Here is a 25331-nt window from a genome sequence, read left to right as displayed (position 1 = left end):
CCGACAGAATCATTGAAAGGAAGGGTTTCTGTTGTTTTTTATTCTTGTGTATTTTACGTAACTCACTTAACCCAGTTTTAACAAAATATTATTATCATGAGCTTAGATGTGATTTGAAAGTACAAAATTTGGGTTTTCGGTTCTCTAAAGGAGGAAATACGAAATGGCAGTTATGCCGGCATCGTTATTGTCTGACCTCTTTTTCTTGCCGGAATGGGGCGAGGCTTACGCCAAACAGGAAAAAGGGGAAAACGAGGTTTTTGAGTTCACAACTGACTACGGCTATGTCTATTACCAATTTGTTTTGCGGCCGATTCCAATTGACTTAGGGGACGTCACCTATTACGATACCTTCACTCCTTTTGGCCCAGGCGGTCCCGTAATCGTCAACTGTGCTGCCGGCAGGAGAAAAGAACTTGCGGCAGCATTTCAAAACTACTGCATCGACAATAATATCGTTTCTGAATATATCCGTTTTAATACATGGGTGAACAATGCCGAAGACTTCGAGGACGTCTACAGCATCGATAACCGCGGAATATCGATGTACATTGATTTGAGCGTGGACGATTATTTCATGGAAGAATTCTCATCCAAAGCGCGCGGACAAGTCCGCCGGACCTTAAAAAACAACGTGGAAATCGAGTATGATTATGAGGGGACCACGATTGATGAGTTTCATCGGCTCTATGAAATCATGGCGAAAAGGAATGATATCCCAGATCATTACCGTTTCTCAAAAGAGCTGCTGGCGGAATCGTTTACCTTGCTGAAAGGCAAACAATTTATCGTCTACGCGAAATATGAAGGGCAATTTATTTCGGCGTCACTGTATGCGCACCATGGGGATTTCCTGCATTACCATCTGACGGCGAATGACCCTGAATTTTTCCACGTCGCGGGCAACAGCCTGGTGCTGAACGAAGGCTGTCGCTGAGGAGTTGCGCATGGCAAGAAAGAAGTGCATCTCGGCGGAGCCACAGGCGACGTGCTGTACCGCTTCAAGCGCGGGTTCAAGAAAACCGAGCCGCTCGATATCCTAACCGGTAAGAAAATCCGCAACGAAACGATCTACAACCTTCTGGTGGATTATAATTCGAGCAGAGGCGCCATTGAAGATCTTGGATATTTTCCGCTTTACCGCGGATGACACAACTAAAAAGGCAGAGGCGATGAAAGTCGCGTCTGCCTTTTTGGTTTATGGAACTTTTTATTCAATAAGATCAACGATTTCGAAGATGGCATTTACATGTTTGAGGGTATAGGTAGGTATGCGTCATTCAGCGGAATGAAAGAAAACAAAATCCACGAAGTTTTCATTAAAATATGCAAGGAGGCCAACTATGAATATTGGGATCATCGGAACAGGGAATATTGCCACGTATTTATTGGAACAAGTGAATGCCAATCATATGGCCGAGGGTAGAATAACAGCCGTTTTCGGACGCAACCAGGAAGTGGGTCCCCGTTTGAGCGAGCGATTTGACGTCAATTTTTATACGGATCTTGAAGAATTTTTGAAGGAGCCGCTCGATATCGTCGTGGAAGCATCTACTATAGAAGCAGCTAAACTTTATCTGAAAAAGGTGGTCACCTATAAGAAAGACCTTGTTGTCAGCAGCATCGGCGTCTTTAAAGATGCCGTTTTCCTGGAGGAAATCAAAAGTTTGGCAGAGTCTGCAGGTACCCATATTTACCTGCCGTCCGGTGCCATCGGGGGATTGGATATCTTGCAATCAGCGAAAGCGGCTGGTGGCCTGAAACGAGTCCAGCTGACAACAAGGAAATCACCGGCATCGCTTGGAATTGAATCGGACGAGGAGAAAGTGGTGTTCGAAGGATCGGCTTTTGACGCCGTCGAACAATTCCCGAAGAACATCAATGTCGCAATGACGCTGGCACTTGCGGGGATCGGTGTCGAAAAAACAAGTGTGCGCATCATTGTCGATCCGGCCATTGACCAGAATGCCCACACCATTGAAGCGGAGGGGGATTTCGGGAAGATGCAGCTGCAAGTCAATAACAATCCGATGCCGAGCAATCCGAAGACAAGCCTGCTTGCGGCATTGAGTATTCTGGCCGTGCTGCAGAATACAGGTGGGGCGTTGAGGATTGGGAACTGAGTTTTTATTTTGGCAAAGTTTTAAGAAAGAGGTTGAGCATTAAAAGCAGCCCGTAAAAATGATCGTCATCGAAGACGTTTTTTCCCAAAGCTGATCAATCCACCACCGGTTATACCTTGTCCCTGCAATTAAAGGGAATTACTGATTTTAACAAGTTGAGAAAACATCAATATGAAGTAACTTCCAAAACAAACAAAAAGCACAATGGGCTATTAGTAGCCGATTGTGCTTTTTGTTTAAAGCGGTTTTCTTTTTATAGCCGATATTTTTCTTTTATTGTATTGGTTTTTATTCGACATCTCGCTCATCTGGAAAAAGTGTAGTTTTAGAACTCAATCACAAGTTTTTTTAATTTTTGAAAAGTCTTTTAAATTTTCAGATAAGAATGTATAATTAAAAATGTAATGTAGGACATTTGGACATTAAGACAAGAAGCTGAATAACTAATCTAAATTCATTTTTGAAAGGATGAAGGATATGGATAAGCCAAATTATGCGATAATCGGTGCTGGTAATGGAGGGCATGCTTTTGCAGCCCATCTCAATTTGATGGGATTTAATGTTAATTTATACGATATCGATCCAGAAAGAGTTACAGAATTACAGAAAACGCAAACAATAAAAACTACCGGTACAGTAAACGGAGAAGCACATATTGATTTAATTTCAAATGATATTGAAGAGGTTATCAAAGGAACGGATATTATTATGATTGTAATTCCATCGGTGTATCATGCGAGCATTGCTCAAAAAATGGCCCCATACCTTGCAGATGATCAAATTGTAGTATTGAATCCTGGTGCTACAGGAGGGGCACTAGAAGTAAGTTTTATTTTCAAGAAAGAGAGTAAGGCGGAAAGAGTTATAGTGGCGGAAACGAATACGCTGTTATATGCATGCAGGAGTCCTAAAGTTGGGGAAGTTATTATTAGTGGAGTAAAGGATCTTGTGAGAGTTGCAACCATACCTAGTGAAGAGGCAAAAAGAATAGAAGGGTTATTGAATTTATCTTTTCCAGAGTTTAAATCTGTACCAAATATTATGTGGACAAGTTTAGAAAATGTAAATGCATTATTGCACCCTGCACCCACTCTTTTAAATGCAGGAAGGATTGAAACCAAAGTACCTTTTAAATACTATCTAGACGGTGTAACCCCATCTATAGCTATGTTAATAGAGAAAATGGACGAAGAACGCTTAGGGATAGGGGAAATGTTAGGATTAAAATTACCTTCTATTTTAGATTGGTATGAAGAAAGCTATGGGGTTAAAGGAAATACATTGTATGAAAGTATCCAAAAAGTAGAAGCCTATCAAGAAATAAACGGTCCTACTACTTTAAATACGAGATATATTTTTGAAGATATACCTACTGGTTTAGTACCATTATCAGAGCTAGGGAAAATGGTGGGGGCAATCACGCCAACCATTGATGCAATAATTGAATTGGGAAATGTTATTTTAAAAAGAAACTTTAGAGAAGATGGACGGTCATTGGGTAAGTTAGGTCTAGAAGAAAAAGGAATAAACGAAATTCATACATTACTTTCAGTATAATTGACTTTCGGTAAATATTTTATTCTTTAACTGGTTTACCAACTCGTTCAAAATGAGTTGGTGAACCAGTTTTTTGTTATTGAATGTAAATGTTGATTTAAATGTTTAATAAAAGGCAAGAGGATGAGCTCACTTTCTACTTCTCAGTAGAAAGTGAGCTCATCCTCTGTTGCTTTACGATCCTATTGATATTATTAATCGAATTTTTTAAACCGGCTTTTTCTGTTCGATTAGCACTTCTGATTTGAAATCTTTATTTCGAGTAAGAAAACTGATTAAAAACAACCCAATTAACGATAGTGCCAAACCATAGATGACGTAAGGAATAGTGGTGCCCATGGCGTGAGCAATGCCGGTTCCTAATATTCCAAACACCATTGCTCCAATACCGCCATAAGGCGTTACTATAGAGGTGTTTCTCAATAAATACCCTCCGAATATTGGTACTAGAAGAGCGCCAGCAGAGTATGCATAAGTTGCAACGAGCCAATTTAATGCACCTGTAAACTGGGTTGCTAAAACATAAGCTATAGCAATAATGACAACCGAAGTCCAACGTGACATAGCCAGAAGTTTTTTCTCGCTTACATCCGGGTTGATATGATTCTGATACAAATCTCTAGTGATATTTACAACAACAGATTGAACCCCACTATTAACGGTAGACATAATTGTAGCGATAATAAAACTAGCGTATAAAGCCAGGAACCAAGTAGGTACTTGAGTTAAAAACCATCCAGCAGCTAACTCGGGACCTGCTAAATTAGGGTTCATTTTGAAAATCGACATTCCCATAACGGCGGCCCAAACTTCTACGAGCATAATAATGATGGCAGTTGCTATCAAAGTAGTGCGAATGCTGCTGGTGTTTTTGGCTGCATAAATTCGCTGATAATACATTTGATTGGTCAATGTCCCCGGAATAATCGAAAGCGTCCATAATACAATGGTCAACATGCCTACAGCTCCGAGGCCACTAGGCAGTTCCCAGGATGTTGCCGGATTACTGTTTATTATTTCATTCCAGCCTCCAGCCATATTAATAACCATAAAAGATGATATGACAGTCATGATGAGCATTCCTACTCCGAAAATGAAATCTGTCCAAGCAATTGAAGTAAGACCTGCTGGAATAATGAAGACTAAACTGAATAAAGCTAAGAAAAACATTAGAATAGTTGGGGAAATACCCGTGATGGGCTCTAATAATTTTCCGAATGCAACAAGTTGCGTAGCTACCCAGCCGAAAGGAACAATAATGGTCATAAGAGCAGTCATTCCGCTTAAGACAGGGTGGTTTCCGTATATACTACGAATTACATCTGGCAGAGTGGTAAAATTTTTGCTTCTGAGCCAAGGTGCGATCAACACAAATGTAAGAATACCGACACTAAGAATTAATCCATAAGTTAAGGTAGACCATCCAGATGCATAACCAATTCCTACATGGGCTACTAGCATTCCTCCACCCATAGCAGTAGCAAATTGAGTCCCAATGACAACATAAATTGGGAGTGACCGTCCGCCTACTTGCCAATTTTCACTTCCTTTATTTTTACTTCCTATGTACAACGCAATAGCTCCGCTAAAAAAAAGAACTCCTAAACTGCTGGCAATGATAATAAATAATGGACTCATAATACCCCTCCTTAAAATGGTAACCTGAAATGAATTATGTTCAAAATGAAAATCGCTTTCTTTAGTGCATTCTCAAATCTTTCAATTTATCATCAATCACTACTGAGTAGATATTTGTTTCCACATCTCCTTTCAGAAAGTCTTAATGTACTAATGTCCAACAATTGTATCAATTATTTTTTTGAAAAGATATACTTTTCTAATAATTTAATTTTTATTTTTAATTATAGAAAATGAATAATAATACATTTATAATGTAAAGTTATATTTATAGGTAACTCTTGGTGTATAGTAGAAGTACATTGTAGGATATTTGTACAAAAGGGGGAGAATAATGATTACACCAGCTACTAAAAGTTCTCTTTATCAAGATATCATTAATCAACTTATAAATGAGATCAAAAGGGGAAGTTGGAAGCCAGGAGATAAGTTTCCGGGTGAAAAAGAATTAGCCCTTACCTTTGAAGTTAGCCGGAACTCTATTAGAGAATCACTTAAAAGCTTGCAAATCCTTGGGATAATTCACTCTTCAGCAGGGAAAGGGACATTTGTTACTGAAAATGCACTGCGGAAAATAGAAAACACAGAATTAGTTGAGTTGCTTACTGATCACAGAAGCTCTTTAATTGACTTTCTCCATTTTAGAATGGCTCTTGAAGCACAAGCTGCATTCTTGGCGGCTCAAAATGCTAGCGCAGAGGAAATTGAAATACTTGAATCTCTTTTAGAAACTTTAGGTGAGAAACTATTAAAGGACAAAAATTATGCACTTGAAGGCTTCGAGTTCCATATGCGAATTGTTACCTTGTCTCAAAATAAATATATTATTAAGTTATTTCAAAGTTATTCAGATGAATTAAAAGCACAGCGTACCCCCATATACCAAGATAAAATTAATAAACAAAGAACTCTTGAAGATCATGTGAAAATTGTGCAAGCAATAAAAGACGCAGAACCTGAAAAGGCTAGAGACGCTATGTTTGCTCACTTTGTCCATGCTTTAGAAGATATTGATTTAGACTAAGTATTATCGTGATTTTATTGGTTTTTGAATACCTTTATAAAAAGGTTAAATAGATTTGTCTATACGCATTCAAGTCTAAAAAGCCGATTATGATGCAATTCGGAAGCGAAAAGCTATTTCGATGAAAATCGGCTAATCTTTATACAATTAATTAAGGGCAGACAGTATGGTTACCTGTCTGTCCTTTAATTTATTGTAATGTAATATTTTGTTTTTTCTTTTATGCAATAAGAAAACCGCTTCCTGTGCCAAACGCTAAAAAGATCTGTAGTGTTAGAAAACCCGGTCTATGTGGAAAACAAAATTCAAGTTATACAAAAGTGGCGAATGAATAATCCGACAAATCGAGTAATAGAGAGATTTCGGTACGTGAAAGACCGGGTTTTCTTATTCTAATAAGTGGTTCTCTGATGCCCGAAGTGGTTCTGGACCGTGTCCACCTTGGTTCTGTTTTTGGGCACAGCTGATTCTCGAGCTTGTCTTTCTTCAATGATAGTCTTTGACAAGTATTTCGGCTGGGTACAACATTGGCTGCAGCAAGCAACATTTCCGGAGGCTAATGTTATGCTATAACGAAATGGGAAGCGAAGGAGTTGGTTGGCTATGAAAAGGAAGCTATTGCCGGGGATCATCGGGGGTTTTATAGGTTTTATAGTTGGAGTTATTGGCGGTGGATTTCTCGGTTTAGTTGTGGGTGGAACTTTTTTAGGGGGCTTCGAGATCCGTGAATATACCGGACTTGAAGGATATGAGTTAGCGGCATACGTTGGGGCTCTAATTGGTGCCATTGTTATTGCAATAATAGGAGTTAAACTTGCATGGAGTATTGCTGATAAGAAGGAAAAGAGAATCTGATTAAAGGGAAAAAACCTCCGCTTCGAAGAAATCAAGCTTCCTTGAAGTGGAACACGAAGAAGAGAAAATCCGGGAGCGCTTTGCACAGTGCTCCCGGATTTTCTCTGTGAAAAAGCTTTCCATTTCTTACACTTCTTTAAAAATTTATTCCGAAAAGATACGGTCTTTTTCTACCTTGTTTTCCAAGCCCCGGGCCATCTGCGCAATGACGAACAGCAGCAGTGCCAGGCTGGCGATCAACACAACGAGGTTCGGCACGGTTTTCGTATACAGGTCATTTATACTCGTCACCATCAACCATTGCGGAAAAGACGGGTTGACGAAGCTTTGGTAAATGGCGATGACGTTGTTGGCCATGTGCAGTAAAATCGGCACAAGCAAATTGCGGGTCTTCAAATACAGGAGCGACGCCACCACCGCGAAGATGAACGCGCCGAAAAAGTTGATATGGAATATGCCGAAAACCACACTCGACAAGCCGAGCCCATTCCAGAAGCCGAATTTCGCGATCAGGCGATTCAGGATCAGCCCGCGGAACACAAACTCTTCCGAAATCGGCGCGATGACCGCCACAATGAAGCCGGTCGCGATTAGGTACCATAACGCGTCGGGGAGCGGCTGCGGCGTGAGTACAAAATTGACCGCAGTGGGGGCGATGGGCATGAGCCCACGCAACAGCAGCCAAATCATGCCGATGGAAAACGCCATCGACAGCGCGGTGAGTCCGAAAACCGGCAGCAACCAGCGCGCGGTGCCGTGGAAGAATACGACTTGGCGCAGTTTCGCGCCGCGCTTTTTGAAATAGTAGCTGAAAAACCACACCGGCACAACGACATAGAACACCAACTGCAGCGCGACATCGATGATGAACACGTTTTGGGTGGCCTGCAGCAAGATGAAAATTGACACGATGGACGCGCCCAACATCCAGCCGAATGCATACCGCGACTTCATATCCTCGAACATCTTCAGCGCCGCCTTTCGTTTTAAACTGCAACTTTTGAACGTTTCATCAAGTCTTGCCTGTGTGACACACAGGCAGAATTCAGCGACTGCTGGAAGTGAAGAATCAGTGGATTTTCAACGCTGATTAGACAGGTAGGCTCATCCTTCTCACTCCACGACAATGCGGCCGTTGTTCGAAACAAGAGTGATCAGCACTTCACCGTTGCCGAAACTGATCTCGCTGGAATCTTGTCCGTACATGTCGATGTTTCCGTTATCGACGCGCGCCTCGATGCGGGCGTTGGAAGGCTCGTTTTCAGTTTGGATTTCAATATGTCCATTATTCGTTTCAAAGTCGACAGGGAAATCAAGCGTATCGGTAGTCAAATCGATGCGGCCATTATTGGCCTTTGCCTGCACTTCACCCGATACATCTGTGAAAGTGATGCGGCCGTTCGAAGCGCGGACTGTCATATCAGCTTCGATGTTTGTCAGTTCAATGCGGCCATTGGCTGTTTCGACATCGACCTTGTCGCTTTCGACCGCTTCCATTTCAATGCGGCCATTATTCGCTTCAAGCGACAGTTCAGCGGCCTGGATATCTTTTGCGTCAATGGCACCGTTAATGCTGTTTACAGAGAGCGACGCAAGCCCGGTTGCCGGCACATAGACTTGCAGCGTGGAGGAGCGGTTAAAGCCAAATACGAAAAATCCGGATCGGTCTTCGACTTTAATGGTCAAGCGGCCGCCTGAAACATCTGTCTCCAACGTGAAATCATCGCTATTGCCTGTCAGCACGACGCGGGAAGTGCCGTCATCGCTTGGCAGAAAATCCACGCGGGAATTTTCCACTGTGATTTCCATGTTCTCGATTTCCTCGTCGAAAGTTTGTTCTTCCAACACTTCCTGTTGCGCCGGATCTGAAGTGTAGATGGCATATAAGACAGCAATAACACCGATTACGAACAGCACGGTTACGATGATCAAAATCCTCACAAGTGTTTTCATAACTGGATTCCCCTTTCTTTACTGAAACATGCGTGCAAGGCGACAGGGTATTTCCAAAGTTTGTTGAATACATACGGCAAGAGCAAACAAAACAGGGCGGAAGGAAGGGTGACCATGCAGCCTATGCTGAATAGGCAAGCAATCGCGATGGAACGGATTGTCTACTGGTCCGTGCAGGCCTCTTTGCTGGCGGGCATCTATTACATGTATACCCAAGGCAATGGGACAAAAGTGTTCATGGGGTGTTGCGGTCATGGTGGCCACTTCGCTTGTGCAAAGGCGCTTCCATTATCCAATCGACCATTGTATCTGGCACAATTATGACCATTCGCCTGTTCCGATAAATACACGCTAAATTGAGAATGGAATTGTCGTATATAAACTCGATCATCTCCTGCACAGAGTCATAAATTCCACCAGAAATTTCAATCCCCCAACCGCGCCACTGCACGCCAGAAATGGTAAAGCACACCATCGTACCACAGCAACGCATCTACTTTTTTCAGTACCAGGTCCAGTTCATCGCTGGATTTCGCGGCGCGCACAAAATATTCATCGCGGCGGATTTTGCGGTGGCTGGCCATCGCCGCTGATGCGTCATTAAGTTCTGACACTAATGCCGGCATAGCCTCATCATCGAAAATGCGCTGCTCGGCGTTTTTCATCAGTGGCATCCAGCGTTCGGCGAGCCCTGGATGGAGCCAGTTTGCGCCTTTAGCGGCCGGTTCACTGAGCACCTGCAGCAGCCGATCGATGTGATCGAGCGCATGTAAAATTTGTACATGCCGGCTGAACACGTCAGGCGACATCGCCTCGATCTTTGCAAGAAACGTCCGTACCTGCATCGCTGCATTATGCAATAGGTCAATCTCTTCCGCATCGACATCGCCGCCAGCGAGCAAGTTGCGAGCCAGTCCGAACAGTTTCGCCAGGATCAGCTGGATGGTGCGGTGCGCCGCTTCGAGGGCAACTTCGGGGATGCCTGCCACTGACGCATCCAAATGATGGAGCAGCGGATCGTCTTTATCGGGCAGCAGCCATTCCAGCAACCGGACGAACCAAGGGAGCACCGTTGCAAATGCCAGCACGCCAAGCACATTGAACAATGTATGGAAAATTGCGATGCCGACAGCCGCGTCAAATGTGCCAAAGAGGGCTGTGCTCAAGCTGCGTGTCGTCCACATCAAAACCGGTGCAAGCAGCACAGCGAGAAACGCCGTCCCCAGATTGAAAAGCACGTGCGTCAGCCCCGCCCGTTTTGCCGCTGTGCTTGCGCCGATTGTGGCCAGTACCGCGGTCAATGTTGTGCCGATGTTCTGGCCGATAACCAGATAGGCGGCTTGCTCAAAGCCGATGACGCCAGAGAACAGCGCCGCCAAGGTCGTTGCCACTGCGACGGATGACGACTGCATGATGACAGTCATCATCGCACCGACAGCGATCAGCAAAAAGATATTCGTCATTCCTTCAAATGATACCGCTGCCTGCAAATCATCCATACCGGTCTGCAGTACCCCTACGCCGAGGAACAGCAGGCCGAACCCGGCAAAGGCCTTGCCGTACGCGGCCTTACGCTTTGTGAGGACCGTCTGTGCCAGCGCACCTATGCCGACGATTGGCAGCGCCCATGCCATCAGGTCCACCTTGAAGCCGATGAGTGACACCAGCCAACCCGTACTCGTGCTACCGATGTTCGCCCCCATGATTACGCCAATTGATTGCCGGAATGGCAGCAAGCCCGCGCTGACAAAGCCGATCGTCAGCAGCGTCACCGCCGTCGACGACTGGATGATCGCCGTGATAACAGCGCCGGAAAAAATGGCACGGCCAGTTCCGCCGGCAATGCGGTTCATCCAGTCTTTGATGAATTCGCCTGCCAGTTCTTTCAATGCCCCGGTCATCATCTGCATGCCGAGCAAAAACAAGCCGATGCCGCCGATGAGCGCCGCAATCTCCATGGTCTTCGCCTCCCAACGTTCTGTTTTCTTAAGTGTAAAGCAAATTGCCGATAAAATATCAATTTTAACTGAATATTCTCACTTTTTTAAGTAGGGATATTGCTATGGAAAAAATAGAGCCTCATAGCGTGGTTTTGTCTTGCTGAAAATCCTACGGCTTAACGATTGGCTTGGTTCACATTAAACGATGTGTTGAAGGCAATTCAGTTTATAAAAATCGTTTCTCTTTAAGATTGCCTGCATATTTTACAGGCGTAAAAAAACAGCCGCTCTCTGCGATGGAATCCATCAGAGTGGCTGTTTTAAATTGACGATTGTGAGTATGATCATCAGTTGGTCTTTCGAAAGGAACCGGGTTTACTTCATGCTGTAGGTGTCAGATGTTTCACAAACAGCCTTCAGGTTGTTCAAGGTTTGCTCCATGGAGTTATCCATCAGTTTTTTGATGATGAGCGTATTTGCTACTTTCCCAATCAGCTTTCCTGGCAATTCATAGTTCATGTTGATAGAAATTTCCGTCCCTTCTCCTTCAGGAACGTAAGTCCAGGACTGTTGGGAGTCTATCGCTCCTTTGACGGTGCCTTCCCATGAATAGCGTTCCCCGTTTTTGGATGTTTCCAACACTTCGACTTTAATTGGCAAATGCATTCCCAGCATGGTGTATTTCATGTCCATGGTAGTTCCAGTTTCCCCTTTGCCGACTAAATTTTCGGGTTCTGAAAGTCCGACATACCATTGGAACCAGTGAGACGGGTCGATTGCGTAACGATAAACATCGTCAACCGGCCGATCGATATAAATATTTTTTTTGATATTCCACATACCGTGTTCCTCCTCTAGTGGGTGAACGAATAAATTTTGATCCGGGTACGGGAGTATGGTTTTGGGATACCACTTTTAGCTCTTGTTTCAGTTGCAATGCGAAAAATTTAGCTCTTTGGGCATGCGTAGGGACGTACCTGCCTTTTTCTCCAACTGATGAAAATGAGCGATACAATCATCAATATTTCAAAATTTTGCATAAGGCCAAACCTCAACAAATAAAAGAAAACAGAAGATCTTCTTGCTTTGTTTTTTGCGGTTTCTCAGTTTTAGCGGCTGGGAAATATAGAGACATCAAAATTTTCAATAGATCTTTTACTGAAATAAAATTTTTGTTCCGTAATATTGCATCATCATTATATAGGAATTTCCATCAAATAGCAAGTTAATTTCTTAAAATTCAGTTTATTATAGAGAATTCCTTTCTGTAATTTTGTAGAAGAGAGAATAGATATAGTTGAACGGCGCAGAGAATAGAAAAAGTATCCTGGAGATTGAGAGCGAATACGCTGTGACAATGCTGCACCCCGCTATATGTGCGGGGCGGGACAGTGAAGGGCAGCTGGGAATTTGTATCCGATAGCTCTCCGACCAGATCGGCATATACGGCTCCTGTACGAAAGACAAGTCAGTGGTTAAAATAAAAGAAACTCACGTCTGACGGAGTAATGGTTTTTAAACAGTGAAAAAGGAGGTGCGGATAAATGAAAAATGTCACAGAAGGATTTATCGCGGTTGCAGGAGGAAACGTCTGGTACCGGATCAGCGGCAACGGTTCCGGCATTCCACTATTGCTGTTGCACGGAGGGCCAGGGATGAAAAGCAGCGACAGCGATCCGCTGCTGCAATTGGGGACGGACCGGCCAGTGATCCAGTATGACCAGCTGGGCTGCGGGAAATCGGACCGGCCGACGGACACGGCGCTTTGGACGCTAGACCGCTATGTGGAAGAGCTGGAGCAAGTCATTGAGACATTGAAACTGGAAAGCGTCCATTTGCTGGGTCATTCCTGGGGGACGATGCTGGCAGCTTCTTATCTGTTCAAAAAGCCAGCCGGCGTCCGCAGCGTCATTTTTTCCGGCCCGGCTCTGAATGCGCAGAGATGGCAGCAGGATCAGCGGAATTACTTAAAGCAATTCCCGCAGGATATCCAGGAAACAATTACACGGAGCGAGCGAGAACAAACGACCGATTCTGCGGAATACGAAGAGGCGATGATGGCCTATTATAAACGCCATATGTGCCGCGTCGACCCATGGCCGAAAGAATTGGGGGAGGCTTTGAAAGACCTGAACTACCAAGTTTATAATTTTCCGTTTGTCAATTTAAGCTAGACAAGTCTACTCCATTCAGGTGACTCAAAAATGCTTCCAAGGGTGTACGATAATCCAGCGACTTCCGTGGGATGTTATTCCGTTTGTCGGCCACCGTGGAAACGAACGGTTGATCCACCTGATTGAAGTCCATTTCCTTTGGCAATCCGTCTTTACGAAGGAGTCCGTTGGAATTTTCATTCAAGGCGCGCTGTGAAGGCGTGCCGGGATCCGCAAAATAAATCGAGACGTCGTGCCGGTTGCACAACGGTTTCCAATTGGAGAATTCCTTCCCGCAATCAAACGTGATCGATTTGAACAGATTTCGTGGAACCCCTTGAAACCACTGGCTTAAAGCAATTTCAATATCACATGCCTTACGTCCTGCAGGCTTGATGGCAATAATGACTTTTGTCAGCCTTTCGACCAGCGTGATCACCGCACTTTTGTGTCGGACGCCCACGATGGTGTCGCCTTCGATGTGCCCGAACTCTTGTTGGAAAGAAGGATAATCGGTTTCCCGTTCGGAAATATGCCGTTTGAACGCCTGCTTACCCCGGCGTTCCTGGTGGCCATTGGGTTTCCGTTTCCCTTTCATCGGAAGTGTAACTACATCAAAGACCCGATTTTTGAACATGCGATAGAGCGTGCGCACGGAACAGTCAATCGCCGTCTCTGCGCGGCCGACAATGACATCCGGCGTCCAGCCCTGCGCCACCTTGTCTTGAATATAGGCCACTTGTTTCTTCGGCAAGACCATTTTTCGTCGGCCGCAGCGTTTCTTGTTTTTCTTGTATTGTGTGTAGAAATCGAGGGCTGTATGCCCTGATTTCAGGAAGTTGATGACATTGTAGATCGGCTGCCTGGAACGGTTCAGGCACTCAGCAATGATCGCCACAGGTATATTTTGGCGGTGGTAGGATTCTATCATCACCAATTCATCCGTGTTAAGATGGGTGTAGGTCATTCGTGATCACTCCTATGTTTTTCTTTGGTCGGAAAATACATTTAGAGTGTATCACGAATGGCTTTTTCAGTTGTCTAGCTTAATTTTACAATCGGCGATTTCATGTGGGGAGCTTCCGAATTCACCGTCACCGGCACATTAAAGGATTTTGATGCCACCGGCCGCTTGCCAGAAATTGAAATTCCGGCCCTGTTTTCCTGTGGCCGCTTTGACGAAGCCACTCCTGAAGCGACTGAATATTATGCCGGGCTCGTTCCGGATGCGGAATTCCATGTGTTTGAAAACAGTTCCCATATGCCGGGAATCGAAGAACCGGAAGCATATGTGGAGGTGGTCCGCGAGTGGGTGAACCGCCAGGAATTGAGGCCTGGTGGGTAAGCGGACCAGATGAAAAGGTACACGCCGGGACGTTTGAAGTGTGGCCGGTTTATCCTAAATGAAAACTTGGCGCTTTTGGCTGCCGAAAAATTGATATCATCTTTTGATCCATACCGGGACTATCCGAAAAATTCAAAAAGCAAACCAGAGGAAAGCACTGCTTTTTCCTGGTTTGCTTTTTTGTCATTTCCATTATTGAAGGATGTGAATAAAAGAAGGTAACGACCCCTTTTTATATTTATCGAATATTCAGTTTATATTTTGCCATTGTTTTTCCAATGCTTTAGGATACATAGTATAAGGCACTTCGGTAAGCAGAGGATAAAACCTGGAGGTGAAAAGGATGGACAATACATCATCACTGGACGGATGGGCATCCGAGCTGCGCAGCGGAATCTTGCCGCTTGCAGTGCTTGCCCAATTAAAATCGCCGCAATACAGCTCTTCCCTGATTCAGGTGTTGGAGCAGCGGGGATTGTTATTGGATCCCGGCGCATTGGCGCCTTTGCTGCGGCGGCTTGAAAAGCAGAAGCTGCTCACGGGAAACTGGGATCAGACCGGCAACCGTCCGCGTAAGTATTATGCCCTGAGTGAAGCAGGGGCAGAAGCATTAAAGCAATTGAACGGCGACTGGCAGAACGTCATGCAGGAACTCCAGCAATTAATCGAAGGAGATGGTAGCCAATGAAATTGCTTGACCGCTATATCAGCGAAGTGATGCGCAGGCTGCCGGCCAAAGAACGCGACGACATCGGTCGGGAGTTGTGGTCAACGATGGAAGACCTGCTGCCGGCCGGCTACTCGGAAAAAGAAGAGCGTGAGCTGTTGATGAAGTTCGGCGACCCGGCAGTGCTGGCCGGCAAATACCGCACGCAGCCGACGCATTTGATCGGTCCCCGTCTTTTTGATATTTACCTTACATTACTGAAAATCATCATTCCGATTGTCGTGACCGTGGTGCTGGTGATCTTAATCATCACGACCATTTTCTCAGGTGCCGGAGAGGCTTCAGTGATCAGTGTCATTGTCGGCCTGATTGGAGACTTGATCTTAGCGGCTATTGACGTGGTGGTCAATGTCTTTTTCTGGGTGACGGCCGTATTCGTGATTATCGAATGGGTGGACCGCACAAATCGCGAAGCTGGAAAACCGTCGATTGAATTTCCGGAAAAAGGATGGACCCCGGATGAGCTGAAAGCCAGTAAGGATATACCGAAGAAAAAGGCAATTGCACGAAGCGAACCTGCATTCGATTTGATTTGGATTGCCCTATGGCTGTCCATTTACTTTAACGCGGATAAGCTGGTGGGCATCTACGAGGAAGGCTCAAGTGGGCTTGAAATGATAACGCCGGTCTTCAATCAAAGTGTCCTCCTGTCCTACTGGCCAATTGTCCTGCTCGTAGTCATCCTGCAAGTGGTGATGGATGTATGGAAGTGGATGCGCAGGCGTTGGGATATCAAACTTGCCACGCTCAATTTAGTTGTTAATGCGCTGTCAGCGGTAGCTTTTCTCCTTATTTTCAGGGATTCGGAAATTTTCGCCGAAGGTTTTCTGGCATGGCTCGAAGCCCTTTTCGGATCTTTGAGTGCGTTGAATTGGGTCGTGGGGGGAATCATTGTTGCAGTTGTATTATTCGCAGTGATTGATACGATCAATGGATTTTGGAGAGCGGCAATACGGGAAGAGGCGTCTGAGCAAAGCTGGAAACGAGGCCAAGGGTCCGATTATTGAAGGCAAAAAGAATGTGTAATTAACTTCGAGAGAGCAGGTGGTTATAAATTGATGAAAAAAATTGATAAGCCGAAAACCCCTATGACAATAAAGGCGATTTTTCCATTCATTTTGATAGCCTTTGGATTGACATGGGGCATTGCCTCATTGATGCTTTTTTTTAATGATCGGTTTATTGCCATATTTGGTGAGATAAGTACTTCAAACCCCATGTACATTCTGGCTGTCTACGCCCCTGCCTTTGCTGCATTTATACTAGTCTGGCGCTATTACGGGTTGGGAGGGATTGGTAGTTTTCTCCGCCGTCTGACATTGTGGAGGATGTCGCTTGCCTGGTGGCTGTTTCTGATAGTTGGAATCCCTATTCTCTTTTACTTGGCTTCAGCAATAACCGGCACAATCACTGATCCTTTTCCATATAGTCCATGGCATGCCGTTCTGCCGGCATTGGTGCTTATGCTGATTTTGGGACCCGTAGAAGAATTCGGTTGGCGCGGCCTTGCTCTTCCTTTACTGCAGCGCAGATTTACTCCATTTTGGGCCAGCGTCATCATCGGTATAATCTGGGGCATCTGGCATCTGCCGGCTTTCCTGATTGGTGGAACGCCGCAATCTGAATGGGTTTTTCTCCCTTTTTTCATCGCGGCCATCGCGCTCTCGATTATTATGACTGCAATTTTCAATGCATCAAAGGGCAGCATTCTTACCGCCGCACTGTTCCACTTCCAGTTAAATAACCCCATCTGGCCGGATGCTCAACCCTGGGATACAATCCTGTTTAGTGCAGTTGCGGTGGCAATAGTGATCTTCAAACGAAGAACAATGTTTACCCACAGCAATGCAGTAACCACAATTCTGTATCCTGGAGATGAACCCTTGTCTGTTAACCAGGCAAACCGCTGATGAAAATTTTGCGTTGTTTACTGCTGTAGGAGAGGCAAGTGTTCACCCATTTTTAAAAAATAAGTGTATAATTGTTATACAATAACTATATAGAAGACGTTTTATAACTTCTATGCAGGGAATATGAATGATTACTGCAATGTTCTGAAGAAAGCGTCAGTGTAAAATATTTCGAAAGTATAAGCGATAGGCATCGCAATCCCCTTGATGTGATGATTTCAGCGGATTCGATAACATGAACATAACTTTAGAGAAGAAGGGCGGTACATATATGGTGAATTCTACTAAATCAGTAATCGTGATTGGGGGAGGCCTCGGTGGTTTATCGGCGGCTATTTCCCTGGCGCAAAAAGGTTACGCGGTTTCTTTGTATGAGAAGAATGAACACATCGGCGGGAAAGTCAATCGCTTGGAGCAGGACGGTTTCGGTTTCGACCTGGGCCCGTCCATTTTAACGATGCCGCATATTTTTGATAAGTTGTTCCAAGGGAGCGGCAAGCGGATGGCTGATTATGTACCTATCAAGCGGCTCGAACGGGAATGGCGTTCGTTCTTTCCGGATGGCACGGTGTTGGATTTGTACCATGATCTCCACTTGATGGAACGGGCGAACCCTGCACTTTCCCGCGGGGATATGAAAGAGTATTACTCGCTATTGAAATATGCCAAGCGGATTTATAAGACGACAGAACACAGCTATTTGAAAGAAGGATTCGAGTCGCCGAGAGAGGCTGTTGCGCAAAACGGCATCCTTGCAACCTTGATCGGATTCGACTTGACGTCCACCATGTACAGCGCGATTTCCAAACGGATCAGCAACCCGCATTTACGCGACATGCTGTCTTATTACGTCAAATACGTCGGTTCTTCGCCTTATAGCGCACCTGCGGTTCTCAACATGATGATCTACATGCAGCATGCGCAGGGCTGCTGGTACGTAGAAGGCGGGACGCATAAACTGGCGGAAGGCTTGACGAAGCTGGCGAGAGAAGAAGGCGTTCAAATCCATACCGGTATGGGCGTGGTTCGGGCGCATACGAATGAAGATAAAAAGATTGCGGGCGTTAGACTCGAAGATGGTTCATTCAAGACCGCCGATTATTATGTATCGAACATGGAAGTCATTCCATTTTACAAGAAAATGGTTGATGCGGACGAGAAGTATGTCACGAAGCTGGTGAACAAGTACGAACCGTCGAGCTCTGGCCTCGTGCTGCACCTTGGTGTGAAGAAAACCTATCCGTTCTTGAATCACCACAACTTTTTCTTTTCGGAGAATTTGCATGAACAGATGGACAAGGTGTTCGAGAAACACGAACTGCCAGACGATCCGACCATTTACTTGGTCAACGTAAACAAAACCGATCCGACCCAAGCACCACCCGGACACGAAAACATCAAGATCCTGCCGCATATCCCGTATATTCAGGACAAGCCATTTACGCCAGAAGAATATCAGCAGTTTGAAGAACTCGTGCTCGACAAGCTGGAACGCATGGGCTTACACGGCTTGCGTGACAATATCGTGACACGCGACGTTTGGACACCGCATGACATTGAACGCGCCTACGGTTCGGACCGGGGAGCGATTTACGGCACCGTTTCCGACAAAAATAAGAACGGTGGCTTTAAGCACAAAAAACAAAGCGAACTATACGATAACCTGTATTTTGTCGGGGGCACCGTGAACCCCGGCGGCGGAATGCCGATGGTGACACTCAGCGGCCAGCAAGTGAGCGATAAGATTGTGAAGCGCGATCAGGCGCGGAAAAGATAAAAGTATTTCTTTCGATTCGACCTCCATTCAGTAAAGGGGATGTGTTTGGAGGAGCGGGGATGTTACGCAGAGCCTGATGTGAAAATTTTGTTGCTGCGTTATTATGTGTAAGAGTCGGACCCGCCAAGGCTCTAAGTCAGTATCTAAATAGCAATTGCATAAAAACGCCACCTTCACTGAAATCAACCGATTTCGAAGGTGGCGTTTGTATATTTAAGGAAAAAGACAGGAACACATAAATTAGCAAAATTCATACCGAATTCGTCTGCAGCAACTGCCTGGTTTTTCAACGGAGCGCCGGGTACTTTAACCGGATGAGCCGGTATAAGTTCTGCATGATGGCTTTGCCGACAGCGTAAACAGGAATGACGAGGATCATGCCGATAATTCCGGCAAAGCTTCCCCCGATATACAGAAGAAAAATGATGGTTACTGGATGCACCTCAAGTTTATGGCCCATAACGTTCGGTGATATGAGATTGCTTTCCAATTGCTGGATGATCAGGATGGCAACGGCAGTCCAGAGCGCCAGAAGCGGCTCCTGGAAAAAAGCCACAATCAACACCGGTAAAGCGCCGATGAATGGCCCGAGAAACGGAATCAGGTTGGTGAACATGGAAACGAGTGCAAGGATGACGGCGTATTCCAGGCCAAGCAACATATAGGCGATCAGGCTGAGCGCACCGACGAATAGGCTGACAATCGCCTGGCCCTGAATATAGGCACTCAAGTTTTCATCCATATCCTGCAGGATTTTTCGTCCTTCGTCACGTGAGTCCTGAGGAAGGAACTTCAGGACACGGTCTGGCAGGCGTTCTCCGTCTTTCAGCAGAAAAAACAATATGAACGGGACGATGATCAGTTTAGCTATTATGCTGATAAAGCTGGCGAGAAAGCTAAGCAGCCCAGCTCCGAGGCCGGAAAACGTAGCAGAAAAATTGTCCGTCAGCGTCGATGGCTGAAGCGCCGGCATGACGTTTTGTTCTTCAATATATTGCCACCAGTCACTTTGCAGAGCCAAATCAATCCAACTCTGCACACGCCCGACAATGAATGGGAAATTGTTGATCAATGTCATGATTTGGCTCGCCAATAATGGACCAAGCCATCTGCCAAGGAAGAAGATGGCAACGGTGAAAAAAATGAAGAGAGACAGGATAGCTGTTACGCGTCCCATCCGTTTTTCCAGCAAACGGACCAGTGGCCGGAATATATAATAGAGGATTCCGCCGACGATGACAGTGGGAGCGATTGTTGAGAAAATGACGCGGAACGGGTAAAGAAGAAATGGCATACGGGCAGCCAGGTACAGAATGATGAGAATGAGAACAACGCTATACAGGAATAAAAACCATTTTGTTTTCGGCATGCGCAGCCCCCCAGCTTCCGGCTGCCACTCTACTTTGTGCATAAGCAGCCTTTATTTCCTATTACCTGTAAGCTGCCGCATTAAACACTTATTGGCTTTGGATAATCTGGACGTATCCGGACAGAAAGAAAGAGGAACGGCAGGAAGCCGAAAGTACGGGAACGGCATCACAACAACAAACGGTAGGAATGGCTAATGACTATTTGACTTATATGGCTTTTAAGCACCTGTTTACTGGATTAATTCGAATTTCATTGACATTTTTTTTATTAGGACTATACTGAGTTGTAGTTACTGAATATTCAGTATTTTGTAATTATTTAGTTGGGAATGTCGTAGATTTTCGTAAATGGTCTTCCGTGGAAAAATGTTTTAACGCTTGACCAAATATAAAAAAGGGAGATTTTGCTATGAAAAACTTTTTGTCTAGCAAAAAAGATGATTTTTTACCGAACTTATTTAGAGAAGGAAGCGAAGTAAATCTCTTTGATCGTTTTTTTAAGGAGTACCATTATCCGAAAGTGGACATCAAAGAAGTCGAAGATCATTATGAAGTCCAAATGGATGTTCCTGGCTTCGCGAAAGAGGACGTCAATGTTACATACAAAGACGGTTACTTAGAGGTTCAGGGTACCAGGGAAGAAAACAAAGAGACTAAAGAAGAAGAAGGGCATTACGTCCGAAAAGAGCGCTCTTATGGTTCCTTCAAACGCAGCTTTTATGTCGGGGATGTTGATGAAAATAATGTTAAAGGCTCTTTCAAAAATGGGATTCTTATGCTTAATGTACCAAAACCCTCAGAAGAAAATGAGCAGGATAAAGGAAAACAGATACAAATCGAGTAGCCATAGAATTCCAGGGCATTGTCATTTGCCCATAGCTAAAAGCCATCAGTCTTTCATTGATGGCTTTTGTTTATTATTCGGCTTTATGCAGATGCATTTTCTTCATCTTTTGTCCTTTTTCCCGTTTGTTCATACACCTGCTTTTTTGCTTGGTCTGGCTGGGTGACATCAAAAAAGCGAGCCCGGTAATCATGAGCGGCAGCAGAAGAATAAGCTCTAACGGAATGATGGGTTTGTATACCGTTTTTTCAGCGGTGATGCTGTAAATACCGAGTGGTTTGATCTGGAAGGAACCGCCGCTGCCTTCACCGCTGCCTCCTTCAGTTTTTTCGGAGCCAGGGTGCTTGCGATCAGTATCTTTAAGCTCATAGCCCTCGCCACCACCGGCCGCAATAAGGTATTTCACTTTTGCAACCGGGAGAATGACCGTGTCTCCAATCTCAATCGGATCTCCATAGACAAGCGAGACATCCCGGGCCTCGGAAAATTTTTCGGAAATCGAGCGTACCGGCGACAGCTTAAATGGAACATGTGCATTTTCTGTCATGCTTTTCACTCCCTTTTTTTAGTAGAGTGTATACCTTTCGCCTTTAAATTGCAGTTTCCTCTATTTTTTTTGCAATTAAATAAAAATATGATGTGGGTATGAGTGGTGAAAAATTAATAAAGAAGAAAAGCGCTACCCTATCAACTTGTCAGTAAAGTGCAGATGAATATTGAAAGTAAGACGCCCGCCTGGCGGATGATATCCTTCGCAGACAGACCCTCAAAATCGTGATCGGCTGAAATCTATAAAAAGGCTGCGATTAGATTTTCTTTGGATGATTCTATTTAGGGTTTTTCACCGGACATATGGTTCTATTAAATGACTGTAACCAATTACAAGGCCTGGAAAAGCAGTCGAACAATAAAATGGCACCGAGCTACTCTGATCAGGAATGTTAAGGAGAGAGTGGCTCGGTTTTTTGTAGAGAAATCACTTGGAATATTTGTATATTAATTATGTTATAAGTGGTACTATTTACTTAATATCGGAATAGTCTTAAAGGTTCATTTAAGTGGGAGGAGAAAAAATGTATGGCTGGAACCACTAAGTATCTTACAACCGCACGGGATGAGGTCTTATCAGTCGTAAAGACTATCACGAGGGAATTTTAAAATGAAACTTCACTACGATAGAGGTTCTTCAATAAATGAAAAGTAAAAGAACAATATATAAAGACAGCACCATCCGAACTTAACTGATTTACAAAAAGCTATCCCTTAAAAGATGTATTCTCTCTTCTGCACTAATGTTAACTACTGAACTAAAGTAGAACTTGGAATTGCTTTATATTTTGGTAAAGGTACCTAAATTTACTTGATTCAGTATTTTTTATTTAGAGTAAGAGCTGTTAAAAATCCATTTGTATATATTCTATATAAAAATTGTGGAGTTGATTTTAGTGTCAGTTGCTACTAGAGAGAAGGGCGGTTTAACATGACAAGAAAGAAAAAGAATAATAACTTGGGTGAGTTGCTTATTGGGATTTTGGTTCTAGCTAGTGTCAGTACATTTGTTTATACGCAATCAGTCACAGGAACCATTATCGTATTTATAGTTGGCTTTATCGCAATGCTGGCGATTGCCAAGACCATTCAATTCAAAAGGCAGAAGAAGTTGAACCGGTCGGGGATATTGCAGGTGGATGAGATGTCAGGAGCTGAGTTCGAAGAATTTTTGCGTTTGCGTTATAAAGCAGGAGGTTATGCCGTTCGCAAAACGCCCTATAAAGGCGATTATGGAGCGGATCTTATTTTGGAAAATGGACGACAAAAGATTGTGGTCCAGGCGAAGCGATATAAAAGCAATGTTGGCATCAAAGCAGTTCAGGAAATTTCTGCTGCTAAATTGCATTACGGGGCAAACGAAGCGTGGGTCGTCACCAACAGCTTTTTCACGAAAGCAGCTGCAGAACTGGCACTAAGCAATAAAGTGAAATTGGTGAACCGCGATGAATTGGTGGGAATTTTGTTAGCTAAGAAGGCTGGTTGAAATAAAAAAAATCGTATGTTTCGAGCTGATAGACTCATCACATCCAAAAACCGGATGTGGTTTTTTATTTTCATAAACAATTCATCCGATCTTAATCCACACACCCGTTCACCTATAAGCCTTACGAGTTATAATCCAACGGGGAATGGACATGAAGTTGAGCAATCTGGAGGTGTATGTGCCGACTGTGCTTTATAACCGCGGCTTGGATTATTTTGAGCGTGATTATGTGGAAGATGCGCCGAACCGTTGGCATGGGCTTGTAGCGGGGACACGGGATTACGATGTGTCGATCAACTTGGCAGAAGACGAGACGATTTTGTCGTCTTCCTGCACATGCCCATTCGAATCGGATTCGTTGTGTAAGCATGAAGTGGCGGTGTGCCTGTCATTCCTTGCATACAAAGAAGAACACGCTGGTGACGTTGTGGACATACTGCCCCATTTGAAAACATTGAAAAAAGCGGAGCTGCTGGAATACTGCCGCTCCAATGTCCATGAAATTGAAACCCTATACCCGCATTTATTGGCTGATTATCCGCATGAAGTGAATGAGATTTTCACTTTGTACATTTATCAGTCGATCGAGTCCGCTTCCAGCCGGAAAGCCTATCAAGTGGCCTGCGGGAAGATCCGGGCTTTCCAAAAAGCGATGGGACGGGAAGCGGCAGCGGGACTGATTGGCGAGCTGCGGTTCATGTACCCGAAACGCAAAGCGCTGTTGGATGAATTGTCGAAAATTTAATGCGAATGCGTAGGTGTGTTGCTTCCTGAAAACTGAAAAAATCTTGCGCAGTCTATTTTTCAATAAACTGCGCAAGATTTTCAAGTGTGGAATCCAACCCTTCTTCATGATCTTCTTTCCGGATCCCCTCAGGAACGTGTTCACAAACAATCGTGACTTTTGTACCTTCTAAAACCGCTTCCAAATACCAGGTTTGAATCATCTCACCGGAGAACGTGGGATCTTCTGAATCGAATTGGACGGACAGCCTGATTTTCGTGTTGGGAACCAGTTCCAGAAATGTACCTTCGGAAACATCCGTATTCTCCGAGGTTTTGCCAAGGTTAGAGTGTTCGGATTCATATGTTAGGGTCATCTTGTAGGCTCCGCCTTCGCGAGGTTCGAGCAAGTCAATGTGTGCAGACATACCTTCTGGCGGAAGCCAGGAGCTCAATGCTGCAGGATCCATAAACGCCTGGTAGATGGTTTTTGGCGATGCCGCGATCACTCTGGAAGCCGAATCGATTCTGTTGCTGGATGAGTACGCCATGATGAACAACCTCCCGATTTGTGTTTGGTATAGTATACCCGCCCGGAGTCCGAAATCTTCTGGTTCTCAAAAAATGAATAGCCTTATTCAATACAACAAAAAAGCCGATGCTAATCAGCGTCGACTTCTTCTCCATTCAGCATGAGGCGGTAGCGGACATCCGCTTTCAGCGAATGAGCGACCGGGCAATACTTTTCTCCGCTCACCTCTATGGCGTGGAGCACTTTTTCCGCAGGGATATCGCCTTCAACGTGGAACGTCACCACAATCGACAAGAACTCCTTCGGTGGATTGCGCCGCTTCTCGCCCTCAGTGATGATCTCGAGGGAGCGGATCTCTTCCATCTTCGCCCGCAAAATCATAACGACGTCCATTCCAACACACCCCGCAAGTGAACCGAGCAATGCCTGCATCGGCAATAGGCCTTGTTCGTTGCCCACTCCCTTATGGGCATCCATCGTTAACGTATGGCCACCTTGTCCAACTGCCGAAAAAACAAAATCCCCTTGCCATTTCGTCGTGAGCATCAATTGATCTGTCTCCATCATGCATCCTCCTCATACTTTTCTTTTAGTGTAACACTCGTTGTCTGAATATTTGTTGGAATATTCCTGATAGCCTGAAAAAATCACAAACCATCAAGAAAATCAGTGTTGTTTAAATTTCATTTTTTATGTGATGTTGTATATTTGGTGACAAGACCCCTTAGAAGAAAGAGCGAAAGGCGGCGACTCCTGCGGAAAAGCGGAGTGCTAAGACCCCGCAGGAGCTTGCGACGAGGAGGCTTAGCGCTTCGCCCGCGGACA

26 protein-coding genes are annotated in these 25331 nt (G+C 44.7%); 16 read left to right on the top strand and 10 right to left on the bottom strand.

All coding sequences use genetic code 11. The annotated features are described in order from the left end of the window. Window positions 1-163: 163 nt before the first annotated feature. The 4 genes from J7I83_RS05720 (at window position 164) to J7I83_RS05705 (ending at window position 3680) form a co-directional block, all read left to right on the top strand. Window positions 164-937 carry a GNAT family N-acetyltransferase gene (locus J7I83_RS05720; RefSeq protein ID WP_215099741.1) on the top strand — a complete coding sequence of 258 codons (774 nt, stop codon included), beginning with the start codon at window positions 164-166 and terminating at the stop codon, window positions 935-937. Window positions 938-961: 24 nt separating this feature from the next. After that, window positions 962-1150 (top strand): hypothetical protein, encoded by a 189-nt coding sequence (locus J7I83_RS05715; protein WP_215099740.1) that lies wholly within the window; start codon window positions 962-964, stop codon window positions 1148-1150. 193 nt (window positions 1151-1343) lie between these two features. Continuing rightward, window positions 1344-2123 carry an aspartate dehydrogenase gene (nadX, locus tag J7I83_RS05710; protein ID WP_215099739.1) on the top strand — a complete coding sequence of 260 codons (780 nt, stop codon included), beginning with the start codon at window positions 1344-1346 and terminating at the stop codon, window positions 2121-2123. Window positions 2124-2600: 477 nt separating this feature from the next. After that, window positions 2601-3680 carry an NAD/NADP-dependent octopine/nopaline dehydrogenase family protein gene (locus J7I83_RS05705; protein WP_215099738.1) on the top strand — a complete coding sequence of 360 codons (1080 nt, stop codon included), beginning with the start codon at window positions 2601-2603 and terminating at the stop codon, window positions 3678-3680. 207 nt (window positions 3681-3887) lie between these two features. On the opposite strand, the gene J7I83_RS05700 is transcribed toward J7I83_RS05705, so the two are convergent. Continuing rightward, window positions 3888-5318 carry a sodium:solute symporter family protein gene (locus J7I83_RS05700; protein ID WP_215099737.1) on the bottom strand — a complete coding sequence of 477 codons (1431 nt, stop codon included), beginning with the start codon at window positions 5316-5318 and terminating at the stop codon, window positions 3888-3890. Between the two features lie 334 nt (window positions 5319-5652). On the opposite strand from J7I83_RS05700, the gene J7I83_RS05695 reads away from it, so the two are divergent. Next, window positions 5653-6342: a FadR/GntR family transcriptional regulator gene (locus J7I83_RS05695; protein ID WP_215099736.1), complete on the top strand. Its 690-nt coding sequence runs from the start codon at window positions 5653-5655 to the stop codon at window positions 6340-6342. A 603-nt stretch (window positions 6343-6945) separates the two neighbouring features. Next, window positions 6946-7197, top strand: a complete 252-nt coding sequence (locus J7I83_RS05690) for a hypothetical protein (protein WP_215099735.1) — start codon at window positions 6946-6948, stop codon at window positions 7195-7197. Between the two features lie 144 nt (window positions 7198-7341). On the opposite strand, the gene J7I83_RS05685 is transcribed toward J7I83_RS05690, so the two are convergent. Both J7I83_RS05685 and J7I83_RS05680 read right to left on the bottom strand, forming a co-directional pair. Then, window positions 7342-8163 (bottom strand): CPBP family intramembrane glutamic endopeptidase, encoded by an 822-nt coding sequence (locus J7I83_RS05685; protein WP_215099734.1) that lies wholly within the window; start codon window positions 8161-8163, stop codon window positions 7342-7344. Window positions 8164-8310: 147 nt separating this feature from the next. Then, entirely contained in the window at window positions 8311-9150 is an 840-nt protein-coding gene (locus tag J7I83_RS05680; protein WP_215099733.1) for a DUF4097 family beta strand repeat-containing protein, read from the bottom strand. Window positions 9151-9264: 114 nt separating this feature from the next. On the opposite strand from J7I83_RS05680, the gene J7I83_RS05675 reads away from it, so the two are divergent. Then, window positions 9265-9474 (top strand): hypothetical protein, encoded by a 210-nt coding sequence (locus J7I83_RS05675; protein ID WP_215099732.1) that lies wholly within the window; start codon window positions 9265-9267, stop codon window positions 9472-9474. 101 nt (window positions 9475-9575) lie between these two features. Here J7I83_RS05675 and J7I83_RS05670 read toward each other — a convergent pair whose 3' ends face one another. Further along, window positions 9576-11108, bottom strand: coding sequence for a Na/Pi cotransporter family protein (locus J7I83_RS05670; RefSeq protein WP_215099731.1), 1533 nt, complete (start codon window positions 11106-11108; stop codon window positions 9576-9578). A 357-nt stretch (window positions 11109-11465) separates the two neighbouring features. After that, window positions 11466-11930: an SRPBCC family protein gene (locus J7I83_RS05665; RefSeq protein WP_215099730.1), complete on the bottom strand. Its 465-nt coding sequence runs from the start codon at window positions 11928-11930 to the stop codon at window positions 11466-11468. A 704-nt stretch (window positions 11931-12634) separates the two neighbouring features. Here J7I83_RS05665 and J7I83_RS05660 point away from each other — a divergent pair. After that, complete coding sequence (locus tag J7I83_RS05660) at window positions 12635-13264, top strand: proline iminopeptidase-family hydrolase (RefSeq protein WP_215099729.1); 630 nt, start codon at window positions 12635-12637, stop codon at window positions 13262-13264. On the opposite strand, the gene J7I83_RS05655 is transcribed toward J7I83_RS05660, so the two are convergent. Next, window positions 13251-14210, bottom strand: coding sequence for an IS30 family transposase (locus J7I83_RS05655; RefSeq protein ID WP_215099728.1), 960 nt, complete (start codon window positions 14208-14210; stop codon window positions 13251-13253). The genes J7I83_RS05660 and J7I83_RS05655 overlap by 14 nt on opposite strands. 102 nt (window positions 14211-14312) lie before the next feature. Between J7I83_RS05655 and J7I83_RS05650 the strand changes: the two genes are divergently transcribed. The 5 genes from J7I83_RS05650 to J7I83_RS05630 all read left to right on the top strand — a co-directional run bounded on the left by J7I83_RS05650 (window position 14313) and on the right by J7I83_RS05630 (window position 19002). Continuing rightward, window positions 14313-14588, top strand: a complete 276-nt coding sequence (locus tag J7I83_RS05650) for an alpha/beta hydrolase family protein (protein WP_353048232.1) — start codon at window positions 14313-14315, stop codon at window positions 14586-14588. 343 nt (window positions 14589-14931) lie between these two features. Then, the gene (locus tag J7I83_RS05645; protein WP_215099727.1) at window positions 14932-15276 is read left to right on the top strand and encodes a PadR family transcriptional regulator; all 345 of its coding nucleotides are present in this window, start codon (window positions 14932-14934) and stop codon (window positions 15274-15276) included. Beyond that, entirely contained in the window at window positions 15273-16322 is a 1050-nt protein-coding gene (locus tag J7I83_RS05640) for an HAAS signaling domain-containing protein (RefSeq protein ID WP_215099726.1), read from the top strand. The genes J7I83_RS05645 and J7I83_RS05640 overlap by 4 nt, the downstream gene beginning before the upstream one ends. A gap of 51 nt (window positions 16323-16373) precedes the next feature. Further along, window positions 16374-17225: a CPBP family intramembrane glutamic endopeptidase gene (locus J7I83_RS05635; RefSeq protein ID WP_215099724.1), complete on the top strand. Its 852-nt coding sequence runs from the start codon at window positions 16374-16376 to the stop codon at window positions 17223-17225. Window positions 17226-17496: 271 nt separating this feature from the next. Beyond that, window positions 17497-19002 carry a phytoene desaturase family protein gene (locus J7I83_RS05630; protein ID WP_215099723.1) on the top strand — a complete coding sequence of 502 codons (1506 nt, stop codon included), beginning with the start codon at window positions 17497-17499 and terminating at the stop codon, window positions 19000-19002. Between the two features lie 286 nt (window positions 19003-19288). On the opposite strand, the gene J7I83_RS05625 is transcribed toward J7I83_RS05630, so the two are convergent. Next, a complete protein-coding gene (locus J7I83_RS05625) occupies window positions 19289-20371 on the bottom strand; it encodes an AI-2E family transporter (protein ID WP_215099721.1) in 1083 nt (360 codons plus the stop codon). Between the two features lie 410 nt (window positions 20372-20781). On the opposite strand from J7I83_RS05625, the gene J7I83_RS05620 reads away from it, so the two are divergent. After that, a complete protein-coding gene (locus J7I83_RS05620) occupies window positions 20782-21216 on the top strand; it encodes an Hsp20/alpha crystallin family protein (protein WP_215099720.1) in 435 nt (144 codons plus the stop codon). Window positions 21217-21289: 73 nt separating this feature from the next. Here the strand turns inward: J7I83_RS05620 and J7I83_RS05615 are convergent, their stop codons facing one another. Further along, window positions 21290-21763, bottom strand: coding sequence for a GerW family sporulation protein (locus J7I83_RS05615; RefSeq protein WP_215099719.1), 474 nt, complete (start codon window positions 21761-21763; stop codon window positions 21290-21292). 933 nt (window positions 21764-22696) lie between these two features. Here J7I83_RS05615 and J7I83_RS05610 point away from each other — a divergent pair. Continuing rightward, window positions 22697-23251, top strand: coding sequence for a restriction endonuclease (locus J7I83_RS05610; RefSeq protein WP_215099717.1), 555 nt, complete (start codon window positions 22697-22699; stop codon window positions 23249-23251). A 151-nt stretch (window positions 23252-23402) separates the two neighbouring features. After that, window positions 23403-23996: an SWIM zinc finger family protein gene (locus J7I83_RS05605; RefSeq protein ID WP_215099716.1), complete on the top strand. Its 594-nt coding sequence runs from the start codon at window positions 23403-23405 to the stop codon at window positions 23994-23996. 52 nt (window positions 23997-24048) lie between these two features. Here J7I83_RS05605 and J7I83_RS05600 read toward each other — a convergent pair whose 3' ends face one another. After that, window positions 24049-24525: an SRPBCC family protein gene (locus tag J7I83_RS05600; RefSeq protein WP_215099714.1), complete on the bottom strand. Its 477-nt coding sequence runs from the start codon at window positions 24523-24525 to the stop codon at window positions 24049-24051. A gap of 110 nt (window positions 24526-24635) precedes the next feature. Then, window positions 24636-25070, bottom strand: coding sequence for an OsmC family protein (locus tag J7I83_RS05595; RefSeq protein ID WP_215099713.1), 435 nt, complete (start codon window positions 25068-25070; stop codon window positions 24636-24638). Between the last annotated feature and the right edge of the window lie 261 nt (window positions 25071-25331).

The organism is Planococcus sp. ISL-110 (genome assembly GCF_018613575.1).
Classification (GTDB): domain Bacteria; phylum Bacillota; class Bacilli; order Bacillales_A; family Planococcaceae; genus Planococcus.
Note: the sequence above shows the minus strand (reverse complement) of the source record. Positions and strands in the feature narration are given on the sequence as shown.